Source organism: Mesorhizobium prunaredense (assembly GCF_900156895.1).
Lineage (GTDB): Bacteria > Pseudomonadota > Alphaproteobacteria > Rhizobiales > Rhizobiaceae > Mesorhizobium > Mesorhizobium prunaredense.
Map to the genome: position 1 here is coordinate 287,896 of NZ_FTPD01000045.1, position 25,354 is coordinate 313,249.

Below are 25,354 nucleotides of genomic sequence, written 5' to 3' on the forward strand. Positions count from 1 at the left end.
GGAAAATTCTCGAATAAGCCGCACGTCGCCGATAGTAGAAGAAAGCCTCTTCCATAGTAAGCCTCGCGATGTAGCGGTCTTCCGGCTCGAACCCCGAGAGCTGGCAAACGCGACAGCCCAAGTGGACCTCTCTGTCGTGAACCGCTGAGGGGATCTAGAGAGCTAATGCGTCAATCAAGCTTGTCCCATAGCGTGTTCAGGTATCCTGATCTCTTTCATCGCAACTCGGCTGGAGGTGCGAGACAAGAAGTTCGAAAAGCATCCAGGAACCCCAGCCCTCGCTCACAGGGTCCGTTCCGGACGCATGTGTAGCAGCCGTTTAATAATGCGACAGTTGAGCACGTTAGTGATGCGACAGTTTTCGCCGGCCGGCTTCGAGCCGGATTGATTCGTCCATCGATGTTAGTTCATCGGCCATACGATCATTAGCATCGGCACAGCAACAATGACGACGAGGAACGATAGCGGCAGTCCCAGACGTGGATAATCGCTGAAACGGTAGCCGCCCGGTCCCATGACGAGCGTGTTGCACTGGTGGCCTATCGGGGTGAGAAAATCGCAGCCGGCGCCAATGGCGACTGCCATCAGAAATGCTTCCGGCCTGTAGCCGAGATCGCCGGCAAACTCGGCGGCGATGGGCGCCATGACCAGAACGGTGGCGGCATTGTTGAGGAATGGCGTAACGGCCATCGCGGCGACAAGGATGAGCATCAAAGCGCCGGACGCCGGAAGAATGGTCCCCAGTCTGGCAAGCTCGCCGGCAATTACGCCTGTCGCCCCTGTACTGCGTAGCGTATCGCTGACTGGAATGAGAACGGCGAGCATGACGAGGATTGGACCATCCAGCGATTGGTAGACGTCCCGGACCGGGATGACCTTGAAAAGCACCATCCCGACCGCGGCCGTAAAGAAAGCGACGGAGACCGGGAGCAGCCCGAACGCAGTCGCCACCATGGCGAGAGCAAGGATCGTTACCGGCACAACACCTTTACGGACGCTACCGAGCAGGATAGCCCTTTCTGCCAGCGGCAGGCAGCCGAGTTCACGCAGTATCTCGGGTATCGTCGCTGCATTGCCCTGCAACACGATGACATCGCCCAGCCTTAGCTGGATTTCGGCCAGCCTGCGGTCGGGGCGCTCGCCGTGCCGGCTGACAGCCAGCAGGTTGACATTGAAGCGGTGATAAAGGGCAAGGCGCTGGGCTGTCCAGCCGATCAACGGGGAGTTTTCACCGATGACGGCTTCGATAGCGACCAGTTCGCCGGTCGTGTCATCCCCGCTGGCCCTGTTGCCCGTAACGCTGAGTTTGCCCTGGGAGACAAGGCGATCCAGCGCCGCCGGGTCGCCCTCGATCAGCAGAATGTCGTTCAGTTTGAGGACGACGTCGGGCAGTGGCGTCATCCGCATGGTCCGGTTGCGCAGGATCGACGTCACGACAGCATCGCCGCCGGAGAGCTTCATGAGGTCTGCGACGGTTTTGCCGAGCACAGTGGAATCGCGGACAATTCGGGCCTCTGTCAGGTAATTCTTGATGTCGATGGCTTCATTCACCGACCCGCCCAGCTTTTCGCGCACCGGCAGCAGCCAATAGAAAAGCACCAGGAAGATCGTTCCGGCGGCGGCCAGGGCGGCTCCAACGGGTGTGAAGTCGAACATTGTGAAGGCGGTGCCGGTCAGTTCCTCCCGCACACGCGACACAACGACATTGGGAGATGTCCCCACCTGCGTCATGAGTCCACCGAGCAGTGACCCGAACGCCATAGGCATCAGGAATATCGACGGTGAAACGCTCGACCGGCGCGCGAACTGGAAGGCTATCGGGATCATGATCGCGAGCGCGCCGATATTCTTTACAAAGGCAGACAGGATCGTCACCACGATGACCAGCAGCGCCAGTTGCGAGCGAACGCCCGACAGGTTCGGAGCGAAACGCCTGATGGCGACTTCCATGATGCCCGAGCGGGCGATGCCTGCGCTCACCAGCAGGGCACTGCCGACAATGACCACGATATCGTCGCTGAACCCGCTGAAGGCTTCGTCAAAAGGCACGATGCCGATCGCGAGTGCGAACAACAGTGCCGCGGCTGCAACCAGATCATATCGATAACGACCCCATACGAGCGCCGCCATCATTATGAAGATAACGGCGAACGACAGAATTTGCGGCGTAGTCATGTCTTCGGATGCCCCGCCGCTGATGCGGCTGATCAGAACGGCCAAGCCGCCCTTTTGTTGCTTTCGCTGGTCACGGGTTTGCTAGCACGGTTCCGCGCTTGCCAATAAGCCCGTGTCGAGCAATGTTCCCGACTTTCGCAGCCATGGTCCTGGGGCGGCGCCTTTCAACCTGGCCGGCGCCTGGCCGTTCCGACTTTATATCGATAGCCGTCAATCTCGCTAGTGCGCGCTGCGCGTTCCGGCGCCGCCGAGTGCTTCTCAGGTTGTCAATTTCCTCATGAGCCATCGAAGATCCGGCCGCGGTTCAGGATGCCCTTTGGATCGAGCGCGGCCTTCAGCCGGCGCATCGTCCCGATCTCGGCCGCACTTCGCGACAGATGCAGCCAAGGCTTGTCGATCCCGATGCCATGTTCGGCCGCGATCGACCCGCCGCCCTCCGCAACCATGCGATATACCGTCTCCATGGCGTCGCGAGCTTTCGGCGTCGCGATCACATAGTGCAGATTGCCGTCGCCCAGATGGCCGAAGACGAGGAACTCTGTCTCAGGATCGATGCGCCGGACGGCCACCTGACTGGCGCCCAGGAAGGCTTCGATGCGGTGGAGCGGTACGCTGACGTCCCCGCCGATGATGTGATCGCGCGTGCGCACATAGTCGGCGCAAGAGTCCCGCATCGTCCACAGCGATTGGAACTCGCGCGGCGACTGCGAGACCACCGCATCCTCGGCAACGCCCTCTTCCAGCCCTTCCATGAGGCTCGCCGAAAAGCGTTCGATGGCCTAAAGCTGGTCGCATTGACGGCCGTGCAAGGGAGAGACACAGATGACTGCGCCCGCCATCAGCCGCTTCCCCGTTCCCGAGATCGCCGGCCTTCCCGACGACGTCCGCGAACGGATACTCGCCGTGCAGGAGAAGTCGGGCTTCGTGCCCAACGTCTTCCTCGTGCTTGCGCATCGGCCGGACGAGTTCCGCGCCTTCTTCGCCTATCACGACGCGCTGATGGACAAACCCGGCCCGATCACCAAGGCCGAGCGGGAGATGATCGTCGTGGCCACGAGCAATGCCAATCAGTGCCAGTACTGCGTGGTGGCCCATGGCGCGATCCTGCGCATTCGCGCAAAGAACCCGCTGATCGCCGATCAGGTGGCCACCAACTACCGCAAGGCCGACATCACCCCGCGCCAGATGGCGATGCTCGATTTCGCCATGAAGGTTTCCGCGCGCGCCTACGAGGTCGGCGACGCGGACATCGCCGACCTCAAGATCCATGGCTTCACCGACGAGGACGCCTGGGACATCGCGGCCATCGCCGCCTTCTTCGCCATGTCAAACCGGCTGGCCAACGTCACCAGCATGAGGCCGAACGACGAGTTCTACGCGATGGGGCGCTGACCATGCCGAAGGGATACAAGGACCTGCTGGCCGACGCCGATGCGGTCGTCCGCTCGGTCGAGGCAGCGGACATGGCGGCCATTCCCGACGGCGTTGTCATGGTCGATATCCGGGATCCGCGGGAACTGGAGCGCGAGGGCATGATCCCCGGCGCGTTCCATGCGCCGCGCGGCATGCTCGAATTCTGGATCGACCCCGAAAGCCCCTACCACAAGCCGAAATTCGCCGAGCCCAGGACCTTTGTCTTTTACGCGCGTCCGGCTGGCGCTCGCTGCTCGCCGCCAAGATCGCGCAGGAGATGGGACTTGACGCGCGCAGCCTGCGCGGCGGCTTCTCGGAGTGGAAGAAGCGCGGCAATATCGTCGCCGAGAGACCGAGGACAGCTAGGCTCGACGACCGGCACCATCGCTTTTGCCGCTCCGTAACTTCGTTTCCTGCGGAGGGAAGCGGTAGGTGCGCCATGGAACGCTTGACCGGTTCGGCCGGCCCAGAGCACATTCGCCTCCGGGTGCTCATCGAAATTCCTTGAACGCAGCCAATTGCCCGTTCTCTTTGACATCCAAGGGGACAATCACGCTCGCCTGATACTGTCTTGCGAGGTTGATGGCTGCTGCCCGGCACCGCAAGATCGGCTCTCCCTATGGAGCCAGGCCGACACGGTAGCGTTCGGCGACTCGCCAGAACCAATCCTGGTTGAGATCGATCTCGCGTGCCCCCTCCGCGATTGCATCTGCCGATCGCTCGAACAGCGCGTAGCAGACTTCGGCGTCGTCATGCCTGGCATGGTAGGCAATGCCATCAGCGCCAGTTGGATGACCCGCCAATACGGTCGACCAAGCCTGCGGCACGTCGTAGGGCAGTCCGCCATGTGCGACTTCTGCGGTCGCCCCAAGGCGGGCGAGACCGGGCCCGGCAAGCCGGATCAATTTCAGGTCTCTTTGGACGACGAGGCGAACGTACGCCTTCCGCTGCAGCAGATCCGTGTCGATGAGCGTGTGCCCAGGAGTTCGCAGAAACGTCTCGGCGAACGCGCCGCTGATCTCCTTTGCGGCGTAGAGAACCCCATAGGAGGCGTCGGGAGCATTGAACCGCCCTTCAGTCGACCTGTCGAAGAAGATCGGCTCCCACTTGGCCGTGTAGAAGCAGTGAACCTCCTGCCCTGCCGGTAGCTTCACCAGCTCGGGCAGGCGCCTGTCCAGGTCTGCGGGAGGGAGTGGCCCGCTCACGCCCCCTGCTCACCGTGCCGCCTCGCGGCTTCAAGCACGAGCTCGATCTGGCCGGATTTGAGAAGCTCGATGGGCTTGCGATTGCCCAGCCTTGCATCCGGGTGGGAAAGGAAGTTGAGCACCGCCCAGGAATTGCTGGTCTGCAAAGCCTCACGAACGGCTTTAAGCCCGGGTACAACTGTGCCTTCGCGGTTGAACTGCAGCGTCGGATAGCTGCGACGGTTGCTGGGGCCGGGAACGGCAAGCAAGGAGCCGTCCTGCACTCGCTTGTCGATCGCCTGCCGGGAGACGCCGTGCAACAGGGTGCGGACCTGATCGAGGTCATAGGCACCGCCTGCGTCGCGCAGATCCTGCTGTGCAATACGGACACCTTCAAGCATCGCGCGGCTGCGCGCGTCAGGCTCGAATGCGGACCGGTCCACTAACGGCTTGCGCTCGACCTGAGTATGCTGCGGGGCTCGCTCGACAACCTCGGTGATGCGAACCACACGACCGCGCACCGACTTCCTGATCGCACTGACGGACTCCGGTTTTCCGGACACGATCGCCACATGTGCGCCGGCCGGCAGCTTGAACCCGGACAGCGCCTTGATCGGGTCACCCTTCATCGTGAACATTGTCAGCACGCCCGTGCCCCGTGTCTTCGCGGTGACGGCCGGTGCCTCAACTCGCGTTTTGTCTGCCACGCGTTTTGCCTCCTGATGAGACAAATATGGCGCTGCGAGCAACTTTGTCAACCTTGCCAACCTGGACAACCTTGCCAAGCTTTGCACCTTCTGTTCCGCCAGGACGAGGTTGTATCTGTCTAGAATGGCCGCTTCGCTGCCGGGAAAATTGCACCATCTCGAGCCGCATGTGGTCCTGCACAGGCTGACGTGCTCCACTGCCGCTGAGCGCGTCACCGCATCACCATCAACGCGATCGCCCCCGGCTATCTCGCTTGGACGCAGCAAATGGTGGAGCGAACTTGACGAAGCGGGGCCAAGAGCATCAAGGCGCGCGATCGGTCAGCGCGCTTGCACCTTCCTCAGCGGCGCAATGTGCGCAGCAGTAGATGATGTCATCTTGTTCGACACCATGTCCGATGATCCGGCACCCGCAATGCGGGCAGAGCGGCGCAAGTTTCTGGATCGCGCATTCGAAGCTGTCGAACGTATAGGTTTCCTCAGCTAGCTTCACTTCGAAAGCCTTGTCGTAGTCATTCCCGCATTGATCGCATCTGGCCATAGTTCTTTTCCTTCTTCTTCATTATTGGTTCAAGCTCGACCAACCCGCCGCATGGCGATAGGTTCCCCATCAGAATGGTAGAGTCCTGCTAAGCAGGAGCGGGCCCGAGCAGCCTCACGCGCGCCGTTCGATCAAGCGGATCACCTCCTCGATGTCCCGCGGCGCGATGTCGAGTTCCTTCAGGCCCGGCGCGCCGATTGCGGCCACATTGTCGTGCCGCATAAGATCGACCTGGTTGCGCGTTATCGGCGCTCCCGGAAGGAGTTCCGCGACGCCGGCCAAGGCGTCCCACGCCGCAAACGGCACCGGCATCAGCCTGATGTGGGTATCGAGCTGTCGGGCGATCTCCCGCAGCAGTTCCTTATAGGTGTAGATGCGCGGGCCGCCGAATTCGAATATCGATGAACCCTTGTGGTTTCGCCTGTCGATCAGCCGGCTGACTGCGTCTGCGACGTCTTCCACATAGACCGGCTGAAGCCGTGTGCCGCCATCGCCGAACAGCGGATAAACCGGCAGGAGACGTATCAGCCTCACAACCGTCGTGAGGAAAACGTCGTCAGGTCCCGTCATGACGGCGGGACGCACAATGATGGCGCCGGGAAATGCACTCGCCACCGCCTCTTCTCCGCGCCCACGTGCCCTAATATAATTCGAATCCGATTGAGGATCGGAGCCGATCCCCGAAATCTGGACGAACCGGTCGACCTCGCCAGCGCGCGACGCGGCGGCAAGTTCAGCTGCGGCTTCCACATGCACGCGTTCAAACGTCTGGGCGCCCTGCTCGACGTAGAGACTGACGGCATTCACGATCGCCTGTGATCCGGCAATGGCCGAGCCGATCGAGGACGCATCCAATATGTCCGCCTCGACCGCTTCGGGCAGCTTTGCCGTCGAGGAAAAAACCTGGCCCACACGAGCCGGGTGGCGGGATGCGGCGCGGACTGTGAAACCCCTTTCCAGGAGCCGCTTCACGATCCGGCGCCCGAGAAAGCCTGTCCCGCCGAACACGGTGACGATCCGTTCTGTGTTGAGATCGTCAGGATCCATTTGCCTCGCCATCCCTTGTCTTCGCGTGCCCGCCGAGCGCCTGCCGCGAGGATTGCCTCTGGCCGGCGTATAAACCAGCCCCTTCGAACATCGGGATGGAACAACGCAGGAACGCTTTTTGTTCCAGTCGGCGCCGGGTTCGATCGAGGGACAGCCGGTGTCGCTGTAGAAGGAGTGTTTGACGCTGGGTTGCTTTATCCGTGCTATCAGAAACCGGTCGACGCCCGGCTGGGTCGAAATTGACAAATCACCACTTGCAAATCGGTCGCGGCTGTCTTTTGCTCGCGCGACAGTTGTCCATGACTGTTGAATGGTTGGCGAACGGATGAACAAAATCGATCGGCGACGGCCGGAGTCCGAAGCGGACGCCACCGTAAATGCCGCGCGGCTTGGAACGCGGTTGCGCCTCGCCCGCCAGACGCGGGGCATGACGCTGAAGACGCTGGCGACAGCTGCGCACTGCTCTGAAAGCCTTCTGTCCAAGATCGAGAACGGCAAGGCTTCGCCATCCCTGCCTATGCTTCACCGCCTGGTCGAAGTTCTGGAGACCAATATCGGCTGGATGTTCGAACAGGTCGACGACGACGAGGCGATCGTGTTCCGCGCAGGCGCGCGGCCACTGATCTCGCTCGACGCGCTGAGGCGCGGCGAGGGCATCTCGCTCGAACGCATCATTCCATATTCGCCCGGACACCTGTTGCAGTGCAACATCCATCATATCGAGGCAGACGGCGAGAGCGAAGGTCCCATCCAGCATGTCGGCGAGGAAGTCGGCTACGTGCTTGCCGGCCGGATCAAGCTGATCGTCGATGGCAAGAGCCATGATCTCGCCACCGGCGATGCGTTCGTATTCAGGTCGGAGCTGCCGCACCATTACCGCAACATCGGCAAGGAGAGAGCCAGCATTTTTTGGGTCAACACACCAGCGACCTTCTGACGGCTGCTGTGAGATCAAATTCGTTGACAAGTATTCAAGTCTCTTGAATGCTTGCCTTGCGCCTGTAGCACCAATGGGTCCAGCCGAACAGGTTTGGCCCGCAAGCAAGGGGAACCGTAAATGCGTCCGTTCAAACTTCTCTTCCGTTGCGCCGCCGTCTTGGCCATCTGCTCGACAGCGATGGGATCGGCGTTCGCCGATACGTTCGCTCTCGTAAACATCAACCAGCAGGCCCTGTTCTTCAACCAGATCAACGAGGGCGCGCAGAAGGCGGCCGACGCCGCCGGCGCCAAGCTGGTCATCTTCAATGCCAACAACGTGCCGAGCGCGCAAAATGACGCGATCGAGAACTACATCACACAAAAAGTCGACGGCATCATTCTGGTCGCCATCGACGTCAATGGGGTCAAGCCTGCAATCACCGCCGCGAAGGCGGCCGGCATCCCCGTGATCGCCATCGACGCGCAGATCCCCGACGGCGACGACGTTGCGTTCATTGGCGTCGACAACGCCAAGGCCGGCGAGGATATCGGCAAATTCTATGCCGATTATGTCAAGTCGGAGATGGGCGGCACTGCCAAGATCGGCATTGTCGGCGCGCTCAATTCGTTCATCCAGAACCAGCGGCTCGACGGCTTCAAGAAGGCGGTCACCGACAGCGGCCTGGCGATCACCTTCCTCGACACGGTCGACGGCCAGAATGTCCAGGAGACCGCAATGAGCGCTTCGGAGAATTTGATGACCGCCAATCCGGACATGACGACGCTATATGCGACGGGCGAGCCGGCGTTGCTCGGCGCTGTTTCGGCCGTGACCAGCCAAGGCCGCACCGGCGACGTAAAGGTGTTCGGCTGGGACCTGACCAAGCAGGTCATTCAGGGCATTGACGACGGTTGGGTGGTGGCGGTCGTCCAGCAGGACCCGGCCGGCGAAGGCAAGGCCGCTGTCGAAGCATTGGTCAAGCTCAAGAAGGGCGAAACGGTCGAGCCGATCATCAATATTCCGGTGACGATCGTGACCAAGGACAATGTCGAACAATACCGCGCGATGTTCCAGTAGACTGCATCGATGACGGTCCGCGGCGCCGCGAAGGGCTACGCCGCGGACGCTTTGCAATCCCGTGGGATCCAAGATGAGCAGTGGCGAGACCTATCGGGTGCGGATGAGCGGCATCTCAAAGCGCTACAACGCCATTCAGACGCTCGATGACGTGTCGCTGGTGCTGAGGCCGGGCGAGGTCCTCGGGTTGGTCGGCGACAATGGCGCGGGGAAGTCGACATTGAGCAAGGTGCTGTCGGGAGCCGTGGTTCCCGATGCCGGCACGATCGAGATCGATGGAACGCTGGTGACCTTCAACTCGCCGGCGGACGCGCGTGCAGCGCGCGTCGAGATGGTCTATCAGGATCTGTCGCTCTGCGACACGGTCGATGTCGCCGGCAATCTCTTTCTCGGCCGCGAGCCGCGCCGCCGCATCGCCGGCATTTCCTTTCTCGACAAGAAGCGCATGCATGAGCAAACGCGCCAGATGCTCGACCGTCTCGGCATCGTTATCGCCGACACGCGGCTCAAGGTCGAAAACCTGTCCGGCGGACAGCGACAGTCGATCGCGATCGGCCGCGCCGCTTCCTTCGAGCCGTCCGTGCTGATCATGGATGAGCCGACGGCAGCGCTTGCCGTCGCCGAGGTCGAGGCGGTGCTGGACCTGATCCGCACCGTCAGCGCCCGCGGCGTCAGTGTCATCCTGATCACCCACCGGCTTCAGGATCTGTTCCTCGTATGCGACCGCATTCAGGTCATGTACGAAGGACGCAACGTCGCCGAGCGGCTGATCGGCGAAACCAATATCGAGGATGTCGTCAATCTGATCGTGGGCCGCAAGTTCAACGCTCGTTCGGCCGCCAACGCCTATCGCGATGGAGCGCCAGCATGAGCGACGTGACTTCGACCCGCTCCGCGCGGTCTCGAAGGGGCCGCGAATCCACATGGCGAGATGCGGTGCTCGCCAACGGCAGCGTCGTGTCGATCGCGCTGTTCTTTCTGGCCGTTTGCGTCATCTTCTCGGTGGCGACGGACGCCTTTCTGACGTCGCCCAACCTGCTGAACATCCTGCGGCAGTCGGCACCGCTGCTGATCGTCGCCGCGGCGATGACCTTCGTCATCACCACCGGCGGCATCGACCTTTCGGTCGGCTCCGTGCTGGCACTGGTGGCAACACTGTCGGCGACGCTGCTGCAACTGGGTTTGCCATGGCCGGTGGTCATCCTCGCCATGCTTGCGCTGGGCGCCTTGCTTGGCGCGGTGCAGGGCTATTTCGTCGCCTATGAGGGCATCCCGGCCTTCATCGTCACGCTTGCCGGGCTTTCGGTGATCCGCGGCGTGGCGCTGCTGATCACCGGCGGCTACTCGATCCCCATCGAGCCGGGAAGCCCTTTCACGGTGCTGGGCCGCGCCTGGCTGTTTGGCGTGCCGGCGCCGGCGCTGATCGCGCTGGCGATCCTGGCGATCGCCTATATCGCCTTCAACGAGACGCCGTTCGGCCGCTACGTGACCGGCATCGGCGCCAACGCCGAAGCGGTCAGGCGCGCCGGCGTCAACACCCGGCTGACGACGCTTTTCGTCTACGTGATTTCCGCCGCCGCGGCAGCGCTTGCGGGGATCATCATTGCGGCCCGGCTCGGATCTGGATCGTCGAATGCCGGGCAAGGATTTGAGCTCGAAGTCATCGCTGCCGTCGTGCTTGGCGGCACGAGCCTGTTCGGCGGCCGCGGAACGATCGTCGGCACGGTTCTCGGCGCGCTTACCGTGGCCGTCATCGGCAACGGCCTGATTCTGGCGCATCTGTCGCCATTCCTGACGCCGATCGTGACCGGAACGATCATCCTGATCGCCATCTGGCTCAACTTCCGCCTGTTCCGCGGCGCCGTGCGGAGCGGTTGAGCCCATGAGTGATCTCTTCCATGACGCGGCTCCCAGGCAGCGGCTGGCGATCGGAGTCGAAACCGGTCATGTGATGACCGTGCTCGGCCCCGTTCCGGTCGAAGAAATGGGCGTCACGCTGATGCACGAGCACATTTTGCTCGACGGTGCGCGCAGTTGGAAGTGTCCCTGTCATCCCGACGACATGGCGCTCGCCGAGCAGCCGGTGAACATCGAGATCATCGGCGAATTGCGCATGAACCCTTACGTCAACCGCGACAATGTTTCGCTCGATGACAGTGACCTGGCGCTGTCTGAACTGCAACGCTATCGCGCACTCGGCGGCCATACCGTCGTCGACGCGACCAATATCGGCATCGGCCGCGAGCCGGAAAAGCTCGCCCGCATCAGCCGCATGTCCGGCCTGAAGATCGTCATGGGCACCGGCTTTTATCTGGAGCACACCCATCCCGAATGGCTGAAGGCGATGGATGTCGACGCGGTGACCGAGTTCATCGTCAACGACGTCGGCGGCGGCGAGACGCAGCCGCCGATCCTGGCCGGCCTGATCGGCGAGATCGGCGTCAGCAAGCATTTTACTTCAGAGGAACGAAAGTCGCTGCGAGCTTCGGCAAGAGCCTCGCGCATCACCGGCGTGCCGCTGTCGATCCACCTGCCCGGCTGGGAGCGGCTGGCGCACGAGGTGCTCGATGTCGTGGAGGCCGAGGGCGCCGATCTTCGCCACACTGTGCTCTGCCACATGAACCCCAGCCACAATGATTTCGACTATCAGACAAACCTCGCCCGGCGCGGCGCTTTCCTGGAATACGACATGATAGGCATGGACTATTATTATGCCGATCAGGACGCGCAATCGCCCTCCGATGAAGAGAATGCGCGGGCAATTGCGGCACTTATCGAGGCCGGCTTCGGCGATCGCCTGCTCTTGTCGCAGGATGTGTTCCTCAAGATCATGCTGACCCGCTTCGGCGGTTTCGGCTACGGCTACATCCTCAAGCATTTCATACCGCGCCTGAAACGGCATGGCGTCGAGCAGCCAGCCATCGACCGCATGCTGATCGCCAATCCGAAAGCCGTGTTCTCGCGGCAGAATTAAGCCCGGACTTACGGGTGAGACTTACGACGGAGTTCAAATGTCCAAGAAAAAAATCCTGCTTGCCGGTGAATCCTGGGTGTCGACCGCGACCCATATCAAGGGCTTCGACCAGTTTCCTACAGTCACCTACCACACCGGCGCCGACGAATTGCTGACAGCGCTAAAGGCGACCGACTTCGACGTGACCTTCATGCCGGCGCATGAGGCGCAACGCAGCTTTCCGCAAACTATGGATACGCTTTCGGCCTATGACGCGGTGGTGCTCTCCGACATCGGCGCCAACACGCTGCTTCTGCATCCAGACACTTGGGTCCACTCGAAGCCGACGCCGAACCGCCTGCGGCTGTTGCGCGATTATGTGCGCGCCGGCGGCGGGCTTTTGATGTTCGGCGGCTACTATAGCTTCCAGGGCATCAATGGCGGCGCGCGCTATCGCAAGACGCCGGTCGAGGAGGTGCTGCCGGTGAACTGCCTCGCCTTCGACGACCGCGTCGAGGTGCCGGAAGGGTTTTCGCCTGTCCTGAAAGGCTCCTCGGACCATCCGATCCTGAAGGGGCTCGGTTCGGATTGGCCAGTCCTGCTCGGCTTCAACGAGGTGACGCCGAAAGACGGGGCGGACGTACTGGCAACCGTGTCGTCGGATTATGGCTCGCTGCCGCTGCTCGTCACCGGCCGCTACGGCAAGGGCCGCACTGTGGCCTGGACATCCGATGTCGGACCGCATTGGCTGCCACCGGAGTTCATCGCCTGGAAAGGCTACAAAACCCTGTTCGAGCAGATGCTGAGTTGGGCGACCGGTGAGAGCTGAGCGATGCATGTCCATGTCGTCGGCAATGCCTGCGTCGACACGACATTTCGCGTCAGCCGCTTCCCTGCCGCCGGCGAGACTTTGAACGCCAGCAACTACGCCGATGGCCTCGGCGGGAAGGGAGCAAACCAGGCGGTTGCTGCCGCGCGCACGGGTGCTGCGGTAACGTTTTGGACGGCGCTCGGCAAGGACCGCGCAGGCGCATGGATCAGGAGCCACCTCGACAGGGAGTTGTCTGACCTCGAGGCGATTGAATTCGACCTGCCAAGCGACCGCTCGACCATCGTCATTGAGGCCGAAGGCGAGAACTTCATCGTCAGCGGCGTCGCCTGCAGCGAAGTGTTCGATCCGATCGCGCAGACCGCACTTGCGCGCCGGATCGCGTTTGGCGACATCGTTGTCTGCCAAGGAAACCTGCAAGGCGCCGCGATAGATGCCTGCCTGCGGGCAGCACAGGAAAATGGCGCGCGCACCGTCCTGAATGCCAGCCCGATCGATGCGGCGGCTCTGCCTGACTTCGGCCTGGCAGAGGTGTTGGTGGTGAATCAATCCGAGGCGAAAGCGCTGACCGGCCAGGATGACATGTCAGCCGCTGCCGACGCGCTGGCTGCCAAAGGCGCCGGGACAGTCGTGATCACCCTTGGCGCGGAAGGTTGTCTCGTCCTTGACCCTGACCGGAGGGGATCGCTTCGTTTGCCGGCGCCACGCGTCGAGGCGCTCGACACCAGCGGCGCCGGCGATGTGTTTTGCGGGTGTCTGGCCGGCGGGTTTGCCAAGGGAATGTCGGTTGCCCCGGCGCTGACGTTCGCGCTCGCGGCTGCCGCAATTGCGGTGACTCGCCCGGGCACATTGATATCCTGTCCTTCCGCGTCTGAAATGGCGGCGCTCATCGATCAAACGGAGCTCTCATGACCCAACTCGGTCAATCAGGCGGCGACGCGCTCGTAGAACTTTTCGGCCGCACCAAGGTGGTGATCGGCGTCGTTCACCTGTCGCCGCTTCCCGGCGCGCCGCGCTATGACGGCGAGGCGGTCGAGGCGATCTATCAGCGCGGTCTGGACGATGCGAGATCCTATCTCGATGGCGGATGCGACGGCGTGATCGTCGAGAATCATGGCGACATTCCCTTCGCCAAACCTGACGATATCGGACCCGAGACAGCGGCCTATATGGCTGTTATCTCCGACCGTATTCGCCGCGAGCTCGGCAAGCCGGTCGGAATCAATGTGCTCGCTAACGCCGCGATCCCTGCCCTTGCGATCGCCAGCGCCTCCGGCGCGGGCTTTATCCGCGTCAATCAATGGGCGAATGCCTATGTCGCCAATGAGGGTTTTGTCGAGGGGGAGTCGGGCCGCGCAGCACGCTACCGCGCCAAGCTTCGCGCCAACGGCATCCGCGTTTTCGCCGATGCTCATGTCAAGCACGGCGCGCACGCGATCGTTGCCGACCGCCCGGTGGAGGAACTGGTCAAGGATCTGGTCTTCTTCGACGCCGACGCCATCATTGCGACCGGTCAACGCACGGGGCACGCTGCGGATCTGAGCTATATCAGCATGATCAAAGAGGCCGCCGGCCTGCCGACTCTGGTCGGCAGCGGCGTAACGCCCGACAATGCCAACGATATCCTTGGCATCGTCGACGGCGTCATCATCGCCAGCGCGCTGAAGCATGACGGCGTCTGGTGGAACCAGGTCGACCCAGCCCGAGTAAAGACCTTCATGAGTGGGCTGAGGCGATGACAAGCTGTTGAGACAAGCGAGCTTCGAATTGCCGCTTCGCGCTTATGGGGTTTTCTCTTGCAGGAATCTGAAACGAGGTGAATGACACTCGTCGCTGATCCCCTTCAGGCTATCATTGATTGCTCCAGCAGGGTCGATTATATAGGAACGAATTATTTCTATATAGGATGACAGTGATGGCCGTGACGCTTTCCGCCAATGTCGACGATCAGATGGCTCGCAAGGTTCGGATCGTCGCTGAGAAGGAACATCGATCCATATCGAACGTCGTCTCCAGCGCCCTTACGGTGTTTACCGGCCTTCCCAAGGACGTGCGCGACACGCTGCTTGAACTGCACTCGCACCAGGATGTGAGCGGTATCAAGCGTCTCGCACGCGAGATGATGGCAACCGTTTCCCGAATTCGCTTAGAAGCAGCCACAGAAAGCTTGGCCGCCGAAAAAATTTTCGGAGGCCCGGACAGCAGCACAGATGAGATCGATCTTATGGAAGAGGCCACACGGCTGACTGAAGCCGAAAAGCATCCGAAGCCGAACCCATGAGTTTGCCCCTGCGCATCCTGCTGGATGTGAATGTTTGGGTGGCGAACCTGATGGCGACTGCCAAAGGCCGACAAGGCACCGCGGCCCAAAGGATCGTCTCCATGGTTACGAGCGGAAGATGGGGAGACGAAGAGCGTGAAACGCAGCTCGTTGTCTCCCTTGAAATGCTAGAGACCCTTGAGCATGTCCTGAAGCGCCAAGGAGCATCATCCGATAGCGCAGAAGCCTACACAGAAGCCATTAAGAGCATCATGAAGTATGGACCAGACGAACTCGATCCATACTTGTTGCTCGGTGGACGCGAGCAGTTCGCGATGGCCGACGTCGAAGATGCCGGAGTGCTGGCGACCGCGTTCGCCTCGAAGACTTCCCTTCTCGTGACGGACAACCTGAAGGATTTCCAGACGAACGACTCGCTCCGGGTCGACACTCGCATCGTGACAGCATCCTCGAGATCGAGGCAATTGCACGCCTTGAGACATCAACGATCCGACGTTGATGTGATCGTTGCTCATCCACTGGATGTCATGGCTTGGCTGGAGCAGCGTCTGAGTTTTGAGCCTGAAACTCTCTGGAACCAGATCGCGAAATTCGCATTGGCAAGCGCGGCCGTGGGGGCCGTAGATGATGAAGGTGCCGGAACGACGACCCGCAGGCCGCAGTCACCTTGTCGTTGATCCTGCAGCCCATTCCGACCGGTACCAGTCGACAAATTTTTTCAGCCCGTCTTCTGTCGAAACGCTCGGCCTGAAACCGAAATCGCGCTCCAGCGCTGTCATGTCGGCACAGGTCCGCTCGACATCGCTGCTTTGCATCGGCTCGCTGTGGCGGATCGCTTTTACACCGAGCAGTTTTTCCAGAGTGTCGATGAAATCGCCCAGCCGCACCGGCCGGTTGTTGCCGACATTGTAGAGCCTGCTCGGCGGAACTTCAGCCGATGGCGGCTTGTCGAGCACGGCAACGACAGCTCTCACCACATCGTCGACATAAGTGAAATCCCGCCACATCTCGCCATTGTTGAATACCCGGATCGGCTTGCCTTCGAGCATCGCCTTGGTGAAAATCCAATAGGCCATGTCGGGCCGGCCCCAGGGACCGTAGACGGTGAAAAATCGCAAGCCGGTCTGCGGCACCCCGAAGAGATGGGCGTAGGTATGGCTCATCAATTCATCGGACTTCTTGGTGGCGGCGTAGAGCGAGACGGGCTTGTCGACCTGATCGGTCTCGCTGAACGGCACCTTGCGGTTACCGCCATAAACCGAGCTCGACGAGGCATAGACCAGATGCTCGAATTCGGGCTGCGCGCGACAGAATTCGAGCATTTCGAGATGGCCGGCGACATTGGAACGGACATAGAGCCTCGGATTGTCGAGTGAATGGCGCACACCGGCCTGAGCGGCGAGATGGACGATCCTGACTATTCCTTGCCCGGCCAATGCGTCGGCAAGAGCGCCCTGTTCGGCGATGTCGATCTGGTGAAATGAAAAATCCTTGTGAGGCTGCAAGCGGGCGAGGCGCCCCTTTTTGAGCGCCAGGTCGTAATAGTCGTTCATATTGTCGACGCCGACGACCGCTTCCCCCCTGTTCAGGAGATGATGGCAAACATGGCTGCCGATGAATCCCGCGGCTCCGGTGACAAGTATAGGCAACAAGGTTCTCCGTGCATATGCTGGCACATGATCGCGAAACCGAGATCGATTTCGGAAAGGATCAAGCGCAACATCAAAACGCTACATCCGAATGAAACGGAACCGACCTAGTCCAATTCGTGCTTTAGCCGAAAGCCCCAATAGGCGCCACCGACAAGCTGTGCGGTCGACGCGTCAACTCGCCTCGCGCAGGGCCTCGGCCGCCTGCAGGTCGACCGACACGAGCTGGCTGACGCCCTGCTCGGCCATGGTCACCCCGAACAGCCGGTTCATGCGGGCCATGGTGATCGGGTTGTGCGTGATGATGACGAAGCGCGTCTCGGTGGTGGCCGCCATTTCGTCCATCAGATTGCAGAAACGCTCGACATTGTGATCGTCGAGCGGTGCGTCGACTTCGTCGAGCACGCAGATCGGCGCGGGATTGGTCAGGAACACGGCAAAAATCAGCGACATCGCCGTCAACGCCTGCTCGCCGCCGGAAAGCAGCGTCATCGTCTGCGGCTTCTTGCCGGGTGGCCGCGCAAGGATTTCGAGACCGGCCTCGAGCGGATCGTCGGACTCGATCAGTTGCAGTTCCGCCGTGCCGCCGCCGAACAGATGCGAAAACAGCCGCTGGAAATGGCCATTGACCACGTCGAAGGCAGCCAGCAGCCGTTCGCGGCCTTCGCGGTTCAGGCTCTGGATCGCCTGCCGCAGTTTGCGGATGGCCTCGATGATGTCCTCGCGTTCGGAAACGATGGTCTCCAGCCGATCCGACAGTTCCTTCTGCTCTTCCTCGGCGCGTAGATTGACGGCGCCTAGCCGCTCGCGCTCGATCCTCAGCCGGTCGAGCTGACGCTCGATCTCAGTCATCTCCGGCATCGGGCTGTCGGCCTCCAGGCCGGTGTGACGGATGACCAGATGCGGCGGCGTGTTCAGTGTTTCCTGGATGCGCGCCTCGACCTCAAGCCGTCTTTCGTCGGCAGCGGTCAGCCGCTCTTCGGCGCGGACGCGGGTTTCGCGCGCCTCGGCCAGCGACTGGATCGCTGACGTCGCGGCCTTGTCCAGTTCGGACTGCTTGTTTTCCGCTTCCTGCAACCGGTCTCCGGCGGCCTGGCGCAGGCTTTCGGCTTCGGCAAGCTGCGACAGCAAGGCGCGCCGCTTGGCGTCGATCTCGTCGGGTGCGTCGGCCAGCCTTTCGCGTTCGGCTTCGGCCTCGGCCTTGCGTTCGCCGAGTGCGGCGATCTGCGTCGAGGCGTTTTCGGCGCGCTCCAGCCAGTTGCGGCGTTCCGCGCCGATGGCGTCGAGGCGGCGCGTGCGCGCTTCGGCTTCCCGCCTCAAGCCTTCATGGACGGCGCGGGCATCGGCAAGGGTGGCGCGGTCGCGAGCGACGTTGGCGGCCGACTGATCGAGCTGCAACTGCAGATCACCGAGATCGGGAGCGCTTTGCAGCAGCATCTCGGCCTCGACGAAAGCCGCGGCCGTCTCTTCATGGCTGTCGACGATGCGCGCGCGCGCCTCGTCAAGCGCGGCGCGCCGGCTCGACAGCTCGCCGCCGGCCTTCTCGGCCTCGGCCAGCACGTTGCGGGCGGCGTCCAGCCCATGCTGGGCATCACGCCCGGCCTGACGGGCGTTGCGCTCGGCCTCGCTCGCCTGGGCAAGCGCCTGCTCGGCATGGGCAAGGGCCTCTTCGGCCTGGCGCAGGATGCGGTTCGCGTGGACCGCCTCGGCGTCGAGCTCGGACAGCCGGTTTTTTTGGGCCAGCCGCTGCGCGGCGGCGGTCGGCGCGTCGGCGCTGGCGGTGAAACCATCCCAACGCCAGAGCGCCCCTTCGCGGCTGACCAGCCGCTGCCCGGGAGCAAGCTGCGCCTGCAACCGCTTTCCGTCGCCGGCCTCGACGATGCCGATCTGCGCCAATCGGCGGGCGAGTTGCGCCGGCGCGCGGACGACGCTGGCAAGGCTCTTGATGCCTTCGGGCAGAGCGGCGTCGCCGGGCTGGACCTCGCTTTGGCCCCAATGCACCGGCGCGCTGCGGTCGAGCGGCACGTCGAGATCTTCGCCAAGGGCGGCGCCCAGCGCCGTCTCGTAGCCGCGCTCGACGCTGATCTGCTCCAGCACGGACGGGAAGAGGTCGCCGCTTGCGGCATTCAGGATCTTGGCCAGCGTGCGGGCCTCGGTTTCGATTCGCGCCAGCTCGGCCTTTGCATCCTGAACCGGCGGGCGCGCGGCACTCTCCGCCGCGCGCGCCTCGGCGACAGCCTGTTCGGCGGCGATCGCCGCGGCTTCGGTTTCCTCGAGCAGCGCCAGCGCCTGTTCAACCAGAAGTTGCTTCTCGGCGGGATCGGCCAGGCCGGCGACCCTGGAGGCGATATCGGACAATTCCCGGTCGACATCGGCGAGTTGGCGGGCGAAACGGTCGCGACGCTCCGCGGTGTCGCGCAGCGTTCGTTCGATCTGGTTGCGGGAGGCGGCGGCCTCTGCCCGTTCGGCGGTCAGCCCGGCGAGTTTGGCTTCACTGGCGGCAAGCGTCGACGCCGCCTGTTCGACCGCCGCGCGGGTGCTGGCCTCGCGGTCGGCGGCGCCGGCGTTCTCGGTGTTGAGCGCGGCTTCTTCGGCGGCGAGGCGTTCAAGAATATCCGCATTGTCGCGGACCATCCGCTCCTCGCGGACGATGTCGCCGTCGAGCTGCTGGAGCCGGCGGTCGAGTTCCAGTTGGCGGGCGCGGATGCGGCCCGCTTCTTCCTCGATCTGCGTCTTGGCGATCGACAGGCGCTGGAAGGCGGCAGCGGCGGCGGCTTCCGCGTCGCGCAGGTCCGGCAACCGATGGGCGCCGATCCCCTGCTCCCTGGCGGCAGCCATCTGGGCGGCGGCGCGGTCGCCCACCAGTGCCGTGGCGATCGCCAGCGCCGAGCGCGCCTCGCCTTCCTGCGTCTTGGCCAGCGTCCAGCGCAGATGCAGCAGCGTCGCTTCAGCCTTGCGGATGTCGGCCGACAGGTTCTTGAAGCGCGAGGCCTGGCGGGCCTGGCGCTTCAGGCTTTCGATCTGGCTTTCCAGCTCGCCGACGACATCGTCCAGCCGTTCCAGATTTTGTTCGGCCGCCTTCAGACGCAGTTCGGCCTCGTGGCGGCGTGTGTGCAGGCCCGAAATTCCGGCCGCCTCTTCCAACAAAGCGCGGCGCGCCTGCGGCTTGGCCTGGATCAGCTCGCCGATGCGGCCCTGCCCGACCATCGAGGGCGAACGGGCGCCGGTCGATTGGTCGGCGAAAAGCAGCTGCACGTCCTTGGCGCGGGCTTCCTTGCCGTTGATGCGGTAGAGCGAACCCGCCTCGCGCTCGATGCGACGCGAAACCTGCAACTCGTCCGCGTCGTTGAAGGCCGAGGGCGCGCTACGGTCGCTGTTGTCGAGGAAAAGCGTGACTTCGGCGGTGTTGCGGGCAGGACGGGTTCCCGAACCGGAAAAAATGACGTCGTCCATGCCGGACGCTCGCATGTTCTTGTACGAGCTTTCGCCCATCACCCAGCGCAGCGCCTCGACAAGGTTCGACTTGCCGCAGCCGTTCGGCCCGACGATGCCGGTCAGGCCGCGTTCGATGACGAACTCGCCGGGTTCGACGAAGGACTTGAAACCGAGCAGGCGAAGGCGCGAGAACTTCATTCGCGCCGCCCCAAAAGCGGGTTCTGCAAAAGTGTTCCGCGGTTTGGCGACAAGAACTCACGGCGCAACAAAAAGTCGCGCACGCCGAAGCGCAGCCGCTTCGGCGCTGCCGAAACGTCAAAGCAGAGGGTCGATAATGGCCGAGATTTCCTCAATCGACAGCGCCCCCTTGTAGGTCTTCCCGTTGATAAAGAAGGTCGGCGTCGAGTCGACCTTGAATTCATCGGCGCCGCGCTTCTGGACCGACCTCACATCGTCCAGAAGTTTCTGGTCCGTCAAGCAGGCCTCGAACGACTCCTGTGTAAAACCGGCCATCTTGGAGATTTGCAGCAGGGCATCCTTGGTATTGGCGACCCCTGCCCAGTTCGCCTGCTGCTTGAACAGAACGTCCACCATTGGGAAATAATTGTCCTTGGAGCAGCGCGCCAGCATGAAACCGGCCTCGGCGCTGGGGTCGAAGGGGAATTCGCGCAGGATAAGGCGGGCCTTGCCGGTATCGATGTATTTCGTCTTCAGCGCCGGGAGGGTGGTTTCATGGAAATGCGCGCAGTGCGGGCAGGTCATCGAGGCATATTCGACGATGGTGACCTTCGCGTCGTCCTTGCCGAGTTGCATGTCGGGCAGTGCGCCGGGCTTCAGCAAGGCAGCCATGTCCACCGTGCCCTGGGCCTCAGGCGCCTTGGCCGCGGCCGGAGCGGCCGGCTTCATCACATCGGCGGGGGCCGCAGGCTTCACATCCTCCGCCACGGCTTTCTCGCCCGAGTCGCTGCAGGCGGCGAGCAGAACCACCGCCGGAATGGCGGCCAGCGACGACAGGAGGTTTCGGCGGGACAAAAGACGGGGCATACGAATCACCTGACAATGGTTGGATTTTGCAATGCAAAGGCTAGAAAAGGCGAGAGTTGGCGCGAATTAAGGCATCGCCGTCCCCATTCCAATCGCCAAATCTTGGCTACGCGATCACGAAAGCGCGAGATTATATTTTCTTTTGACCGAGAATGGTGGCGCCGAGCCGCTCCAGCGAGGCGCGCAGCCCATCATCCTCGATCATTCCGACAGTGCCTGACAGCTTCACCTTCTCGGCCGCCGTCAGCGGCCGGAGGCTTGGTTTAAGCCGCCCTTTGTCAACCGTGACCGGCTTTTGCACGATTCTGATCCGGCCGATAGCGTTGAAGCCGAGGAAGGCGTTGACCCGGTTGATGATCTCGCCGGTCTCGTGCTGCAGATGAAGCGCCGCCATGCCTTCGCAGGCAATGACCAGCACCGCCGGCTCGAACGGATCATCTTCATGCATGCGGCGCGGCCACTGGATCTTTTCAGGGCGCGAACGGCTGGCAAGCCGCGGCCCGGCAATCTCCTCCCATGACTGGACGAGCCCGATCGACATGCCGGCTCGCTTGCGCAGCACCGGATCGAGGATCTGGGTTGCGAGATCACTCACCGGAACGGGATTGCCGAAGGGCCTTTTCCCTGCCATGTGCGTTCTCCAGTCACGACCTTCACCATGCATCGGTTAGGCCGGTCCTCGATCAATGGCACTGCACGTCCAGACCCGCAAGACCGCATCCGGCGACAGCGGCAAGACCGCATCCGGAGAAAGCGGCGAGATCGCGTCCCGCCTGCTCGCCTGGTACGACGCGCATCACCGCGACTTGCCGTGGCGCATTGCGCCGCGCGAGTTGGCACGCGGCATACGGCCCGATCCCTACCGGGTCTGGCTTTCCGAAGTCATGCTGCAGCAGACCACGGTCGAAGCGGTAAAATCCTATTTCCGGGCCTTTGTCGAGAAATGGCCTGATATCGATGCGTTGGCCGCTTCACCGACAGAAGATGTCATGAAGGCCTGGGCTGGACTCGGCTATTATTCCCGCGCGCGCAATCTCAAGGCCTGCGCCGATCTCGTTGCGCGGCAAGGCGGCAGGTTTCCGGATACGCAAGCTGGCTTGAGAGAGCTGCCCGGCATCGGCGCCTACACGGCGGCGGCGATCGCCGCGATCGCCTTCGACCAGCCCGCCGCGGTCGTCGACGGCAATGTCGAGCGGGTGGTTTCCCGGCTGTTTTCGATCGTCACGCCGCTGAGCGAGGCCAAGAGCGACATACGCACCTATGTCGAGCGCATGGTTCCAGCGACCAGACCGGGCGATTTCGCCCAGGCGATGATGGATCTCGGCGCGACGATCTGCACGCCGCGGCAGCCGCGCTGCATGCTGTGCCCGCTGCGCGAGGATTGCAGCGCCATTATTTCCGGCGATGCCGAACGCTTCCCTGTCCGCCTGCCGAAGGGCGAGAAACCATTGCGGCGCGGGGCTGCCTTCGTTGCCGTACGTGGCGATGGCGCCATCCTGTTGCGCAAACGTGGGGATAAGGGCCTGCTCGGCGGCATGACCGAAGTGCCGACGACCGGCTGGACCGCGCGGATCGACGGCGGCACCACAGCGGCGGCAGCGCCCTTCCCCGGCAACTGGCGGCCAGCCGGGAAAATTGGCCATGTCTTCACCCATTTCGCGCTCGAACTCGACGTCTTCAAAGCGATGACCGATGTCGCCGCCCCAGCGGGTCATTTCTGGTCGCTGGCCGACGAAATTCCCGGCGAAGCACTGCCCACCGTCATGAAAAAGGTAATCGAAGCAGCGATACCGGGCGCGACGAAGAACCAGCGCGTACATTGAATCGCCCACATCGCCCGCATTGAATTGCGTTGAAAGAGGACAAGAATGACCGAAATCCGCCACATCGTTTTCGACATCGGCAGAGTGCTGATCCATTACGATCCGAATTTGCCCTTCAGCCGCTTGATCCCCGACGCGGAACAACGGAAATGGTTTTTCGACAATGTCTGCACGCATGACTGGAACATCGAGCAGGACCGCGGCCGCACCTGGGAAGAGGCCGAAGCGTTGCTGATCACCGAACACCCGGACCACGCCGAAAACATCCGCAACTTCCGCCGCCTCTGGCACGAGATGGTGCCGCACGCTTACGACGACAGCGTCCAGATCATGGACAAGCTGATCGAGAGCGGCCACGACGTCACCATGCTGACCAATTTCGCCACCGACACGCTTGCCGAAGCCCGGCAGCGTTTCGACTTTCTCAACCGCCCGCGCGGTGTGACCATTTCGGGCGAGATCGGCATGATCAAGCCGGAGCGCGGCATTTACGACCATCACGTCGCCGTGTTCGGCCTCGAGCCCGCGGCCACGCTGTTCATCGACGACAGCCAGAAGAATGTCGACGGCGCCAAGGCGGCCGGCTGGCAGTCGGTGCTGTTCACCGACGCAAAGACGCTCGAGGCGGACCTCAAGCGTTACGACGTCGCGTTCTGACCGCTACGTTATGGGCAGGATTGTCTTAACCTACGACCCGTACTGGCCAATGCTCGATGTTGATATCGTGCAGGGTAACTTTCGTGGCCACGGCGTCGTGTATTTCACAATCAACGAAATAAGCGAATTCATGACGTCGCTGAAAGCATACCCCCTTGAGCGAGCGATGCTTTCGCTGAAGTCACCAGGCTTGTTAAACATCTCTGTTTTCCCAACGGATAGCGTTGGGCATCTGGCATTTCGAATCGAGGTCGCTGAAGAAGCCGATGCAGTCGAATTTGCGCGTATTCAGCTTCGCACCGACTATTCGGGACTGTCCCGTTTTCACAATCAGCTCACCTTGATGGCCGAAGGCGATTTGAACGAAATTGTTCTGGAAGAAAAGGGCTGACGGCTATCAGGCCCCTGCCCGCTCCATGCCGAGGCGGGCGATGCGGCGAAGTTCGTCGATCGGGGTCAGGCCGCCGCTGCGCTCATAGTGCCAGAAGGTCCAGCCGTTGCAGGCGTCCAGCCCCTGCACTTGCGCGCCGATCTTGTGGATCGATCCGGCGCTGTCGCCGACCGCCACAGTGCCGTCGGCGCGCACCCTGGCCGCCCAGCGCTTCCTGGCGTCGTAGAGCGTGGCGCCCGGCAGCATCAGCCCGGTGTCGATGAGGCTGACGAAAGCAACGCGCGGCTCGGCGCGCTTGCCGGTAAGCACGGTAAGAGCAGCGCCGTCCAGCGGCCGGACTGCATCGATGCGCTCGTTGGCGGCGTCGATATAGGCCTGCTCGCGCTCGATGCCGACGAAATGGCGGCCGAGGCGCTTGGCCACGGCGCCGGTGGTGCCGGAGCCAAAGAAGGGATCGAGCACGATATCGCCGGGCTTCGTCGAGGCCATCATGATGCGGGCGAGCAGCGCTTCGGGCTTCTGCGTCGGATGCAGCTTGTCGCCATTTTCGTTCTTGAGGCGCTCAGCGCCGGTGCAGATTGGAAACAGCCAGTCGGACCGCATCTGGATGTCGTCGTTCGACGCCTTCAGCGCTTCGTAGTTGAAGGTGTAACCCTTGCCCTTCTGATCGCGTGAGGCCCAGATCATCGTCTCATGGGCGTTCTGGAAGCGGCGGCCACGGAAATTCGGCATCGGATTGGTCTTGCGCCAGACGACATCGTTGAGGATCCAGTACCCCAGATCCTGCATCTTGGCGCCGACCCTGAAAATGTTGTGGTAGGAGCCGATGACCCAGATGGTGCCGTTGGGCTTCAGCACGCGGCGCGCCGCCAGCAGCCAGGCCCGGGTGAAGGCGTCGTAGACCTCAAAACTTGCGAACTGGTCCCAGTCGTCGTCGACGGCATCGACCTTGGACTGATCTGGACGATGCAGATCGCCGTCGAGCTGCAGATTGTAGGGCGGGTCGGCAAAGATCACATCGATGGATTTTTCGGGCAGCCGGTCGAGTGCGGCGACGCAATCGCCCTTCAGGATCGTATCCAGCCATTCGGATTGCTGGGGAGCATGGGAAAGCTCGTCGAGAAGACGCACGGCAGACATTGTGACACCCAAAGCACGCGTTACTGTTTACTCCCTGTTATGGTTACCGATCAGCGTAAATATTCGGTGAAGGCCGAGGGTCTGGACCC

At 62.3% G+C, this 25,354-nt stretch carries 25 protein-coding genes and 1 pseudogene; 15 read left to right on the top strand and 11 right to left on the bottom strand.

The window, feature by feature from the left end:
- Positions 1-402: 402 nt before the first annotated feature.
- On the bottom strand, positions 403-2,175 hold the full coding sequence (locus BQ8794_RS25165) for an SLC13 family permease (RefSeq protein ID WP_077381677.1): 1,773 nt from the start codon (positions 2,173-2,175) through the stop codon (positions 403-405).
- A gap of 275 nt (positions 2,176-2,450) precedes the next feature.
- Positions 2,451-2,927, bottom strand: a complete 477-nt coding sequence (locus BQ8794_RS25170; protein ID WP_077381298.1) for an FAD-binding oxidoreductase — start codon at positions 2,925-2,927, stop codon at positions 2,451-2,453.
- Between the two features lie 70 nt (positions 2,928-2,997).
- On the opposite strand from BQ8794_RS25170, the gene BQ8794_RS25175 reads away from it, so the two are divergent.
- Together BQ8794_RS25175 and BQ8794_RS25180 are read left to right on the top strand one after the other, a co-directional pair.
- Positions 2,998-3,567 carry a peroxidase-related enzyme gene (locus BQ8794_RS25175; RefSeq protein WP_077381299.1) on the top strand — a complete coding sequence of 190 codons (570 nt, stop codon included), beginning with the start codon at positions 2,998-3,000 and terminating at the stop codon, positions 3,565-3,567.
- A gap of 2 nt (positions 3,568-3,569) precedes the next feature.
- Positions 3,570-3,922 (top strand): annotated as a pseudogene (locus BQ8794_RS25180) (rhodanese-like domain-containing protein); the annotation flags it as partial.
- A gap of 283 nt (positions 3,923-4,205) precedes the next feature.
- Here BQ8794_RS25180 and BQ8794_RS25185 read toward each other — a convergent pair.
- From BQ8794_RS25185 to BQ8794_RS25200, 4 genes are all read right to left on the bottom strand, one after another.
- On the bottom strand, positions 4,206-4,793 hold the full coding sequence (locus BQ8794_RS25185; protein ID WP_077381300.1) for an RES family NAD+ phosphorylase: 588 nt from the start codon (positions 4,791-4,793) through the stop codon (positions 4,206-4,208).
- Positions 4,790-5,479, bottom strand: coding sequence for a hypothetical protein (locus BQ8794_RS25190; protein ID WP_244555096.1), 690 nt, complete (start codon positions 5,477-5,479; stop codon positions 4,790-4,792). The genes BQ8794_RS25185 and BQ8794_RS25190 overlap by 4 nt, the downstream gene beginning before the upstream one ends.
- A gap of 304 nt (positions 5,480-5,783) precedes the next feature.
- Positions 5,784-6,020, bottom strand: coding sequence for a hypothetical protein (locus BQ8794_RS25195; protein WP_077381301.1), 237 nt, complete (start codon positions 6,018-6,020; stop codon positions 5,784-5,786).
- Positions 6,021-6,134: 114 nt separating this feature from the next.
- Positions 6,135-7,067, bottom strand: a complete 933-nt coding sequence (locus BQ8794_RS25200) for a complex I NDUFA9 subunit family protein (protein WP_244555097.1) — start codon at positions 7,065-7,067, stop codon at positions 6,135-6,137.
- 325 nt (positions 7,068-7,392) lie between these two features.
- On the opposite strand from BQ8794_RS25200, the gene BQ8794_RS25205 reads away from it, so the two are divergent.
- The 10 genes from BQ8794_RS25205 (at position 7,393) to BQ8794_RS25250 (ending at position 15,803) form a co-directional block, all read left to right on the top strand.
- The gene (locus tag BQ8794_RS25205) at positions 7,393-8,004 is read left to right on the top strand and encodes a cupin domain-containing protein (protein ID WP_077381679.1); all 612 of its coding nucleotides are present in this window, start codon (positions 7,393-7,395) and stop codon (positions 8,002-8,004) included.
- 120 nt (positions 8,005-8,124) lie between these two features.
- Positions 8,125-9,063, top strand: a complete 939-nt coding sequence (locus tag BQ8794_RS25210; protein WP_077381303.1) for an ABC transporter substrate-binding protein — start codon at positions 8,125-8,127, stop codon at positions 9,061-9,063.
- A 73-nt stretch (positions 9,064-9,136) separates the two neighbouring features.
- On the top strand, positions 9,137-9,934 hold the full coding sequence (locus tag BQ8794_RS25215) for an ATP-binding cassette domain-containing protein (RefSeq protein ID WP_077381304.1): 798 nt from the start codon (positions 9,137-9,139) through the stop codon (positions 9,932-9,934).
- Positions 9,931-10,941: an ABC transporter permease gene (locus BQ8794_RS25220; protein WP_077381305.1), complete on the top strand. Its 1,011-nt coding sequence runs from the start codon at positions 9,931-9,933 to the stop codon at positions 10,939-10,941. The genes BQ8794_RS25215 and BQ8794_RS25220 overlap by 4 nt, the downstream gene beginning before the upstream one ends.
- 4 nt (positions 10,942-10,945) lie before the next feature.
- Entirely contained in the window at positions 10,946-12,037 is a 1,092-nt protein-coding gene (locus BQ8794_RS25225; RefSeq protein ID WP_077381306.1) for a phosphotriesterase family protein, read from the top strand.
- 37 nt (positions 12,038-12,074) lie between these two features.
- A complete protein-coding gene (locus tag BQ8794_RS25230) occupies positions 12,075-12,845 on the top strand; it encodes a glutamine amidotransferase (protein ID WP_077381307.1) in 771 nt (256 codons plus the stop codon).
- Between the two features lie 3 nt (positions 12,846-12,848).
- Positions 12,849-13,757 (top strand): PfkB family carbohydrate kinase, encoded by a 909-nt coding sequence (locus tag BQ8794_RS25235; protein ID WP_077381308.1) that lies wholly within the window; start codon positions 12,849-12,851, stop codon positions 13,755-13,757.
- Entirely contained in the window at positions 13,754-14,584 is an 831-nt protein-coding gene (locus BQ8794_RS25240) for a BtpA/SgcQ family protein (RefSeq protein WP_077381309.1), read from the top strand. Before BQ8794_RS25235 ends, BQ8794_RS25240 begins: the two co-directional genes overlap by 4 nt.
- Positions 14,585-14,760: 176 nt before the next feature.
- Positions 14,761-15,126, top strand: coding sequence for a hypothetical protein (locus tag BQ8794_RS25245; protein ID WP_077381310.1), 366 nt, complete (start codon positions 14,761-14,763; stop codon positions 15,124-15,126).
- Positions 15,123-15,803, top strand: a complete 681-nt coding sequence (locus tag BQ8794_RS25250) for a PIN domain-containing protein (RefSeq protein ID WP_077381311.1) — start codon at positions 15,123-15,125, stop codon at positions 15,801-15,803. Before BQ8794_RS25245 ends, BQ8794_RS25250 begins: the two co-directional genes overlap by 4 nt.
- On the opposite strand, the gene BQ8794_RS25255 is transcribed toward BQ8794_RS25250, so the two are convergent.
- From BQ8794_RS25255 to BQ8794_RS25270, 4 genes are all read right to left on the bottom strand, one after another.
- Entirely contained in the window at positions 15,789-16,775 is a 987-nt protein-coding gene (locus BQ8794_RS25255) for an NAD-dependent epimerase/dehydratase family protein (protein ID WP_174654525.1), read from the bottom strand. The genes BQ8794_RS25250 and BQ8794_RS25255 overlap by 15 nt on opposite strands.
- A gap of 174 nt (positions 16,776-16,949) precedes the next feature.
- Complete coding sequence (gene smc, locus BQ8794_RS25260; protein ID WP_077381313.1) at positions 16,950-20,408, bottom strand: chromosome segregation protein SMC; 3,459 nt, start codon at positions 20,406-20,408, stop codon at positions 16,950-16,952.
- Between the two features lie 117 nt (positions 20,409-20,525).
- Positions 20,526-21,254, bottom strand: a complete 729-nt coding sequence (locus tag BQ8794_RS25265) for a DsbA family protein (protein WP_143744680.1) — start codon at positions 21,252-21,254, stop codon at positions 20,526-20,528.
- A 130-nt stretch (positions 21,255-21,384) separates the two neighbouring features.
- Positions 21,385-21,885: a DUF721 domain-containing protein gene (locus tag BQ8794_RS25270; protein ID WP_077381315.1), complete on the bottom strand. Its 501-nt coding sequence runs from the start codon at positions 21,883-21,885 to the stop codon at positions 21,385-21,387.
- A 55-nt stretch (positions 21,886-21,940) separates the two neighbouring features.
- Here BQ8794_RS25270 and mutY point away from each other — a divergent pair, with 55 nt between their 5' ends.
- The 3 genes from mutY to BQ8794_RS25285 are packed head-to-tail and all read left to right on the top strand — an operon-like array spanning position 21,941 to position 24,125.
- The gene (mutY, locus tag BQ8794_RS25275) at positions 21,941-23,077 is read left to right on the top strand and encodes an A/G-specific adenine glycosylase (protein WP_077381316.1); all 1,137 of its coding nucleotides are present in this window, start codon (positions 21,941-21,943) and stop codon (positions 23,075-23,077) included.
- Between the two features lie 45 nt (positions 23,078-23,122).
- On the top strand, positions 23,123-23,734 hold the full coding sequence (locus tag BQ8794_RS25280; protein WP_077381317.1) for an HAD family hydrolase: 612 nt from the start codon (positions 23,123-23,125) through the stop codon (positions 23,732-23,734).
- Positions 23,735-23,744: 10 nt separating this feature from the next.
- Positions 23,745-24,125 (top strand): hypothetical protein, encoded by a 381-nt coding sequence (locus BQ8794_RS25285; protein ID WP_143744681.1) that lies wholly within the window; start codon positions 23,745-23,747, stop codon positions 24,123-24,125.
- A gap of 6 nt (positions 24,126-24,131) precedes the next feature.
- Here BQ8794_RS25285 and BQ8794_RS25290 read toward each other — a convergent pair whose 3' ends face one another.
- Positions 24,132-25,265 carry a site-specific DNA-methyltransferase gene (locus BQ8794_RS25290; RefSeq protein ID WP_077381319.1) on the bottom strand — a complete coding sequence of 378 codons (1,134 nt, stop codon included), beginning with the start codon at positions 25,263-25,265 and terminating at the stop codon, positions 24,132-24,134.
- Between the last annotated feature and the right edge of the window lie 89 nt (positions 25,266-25,354).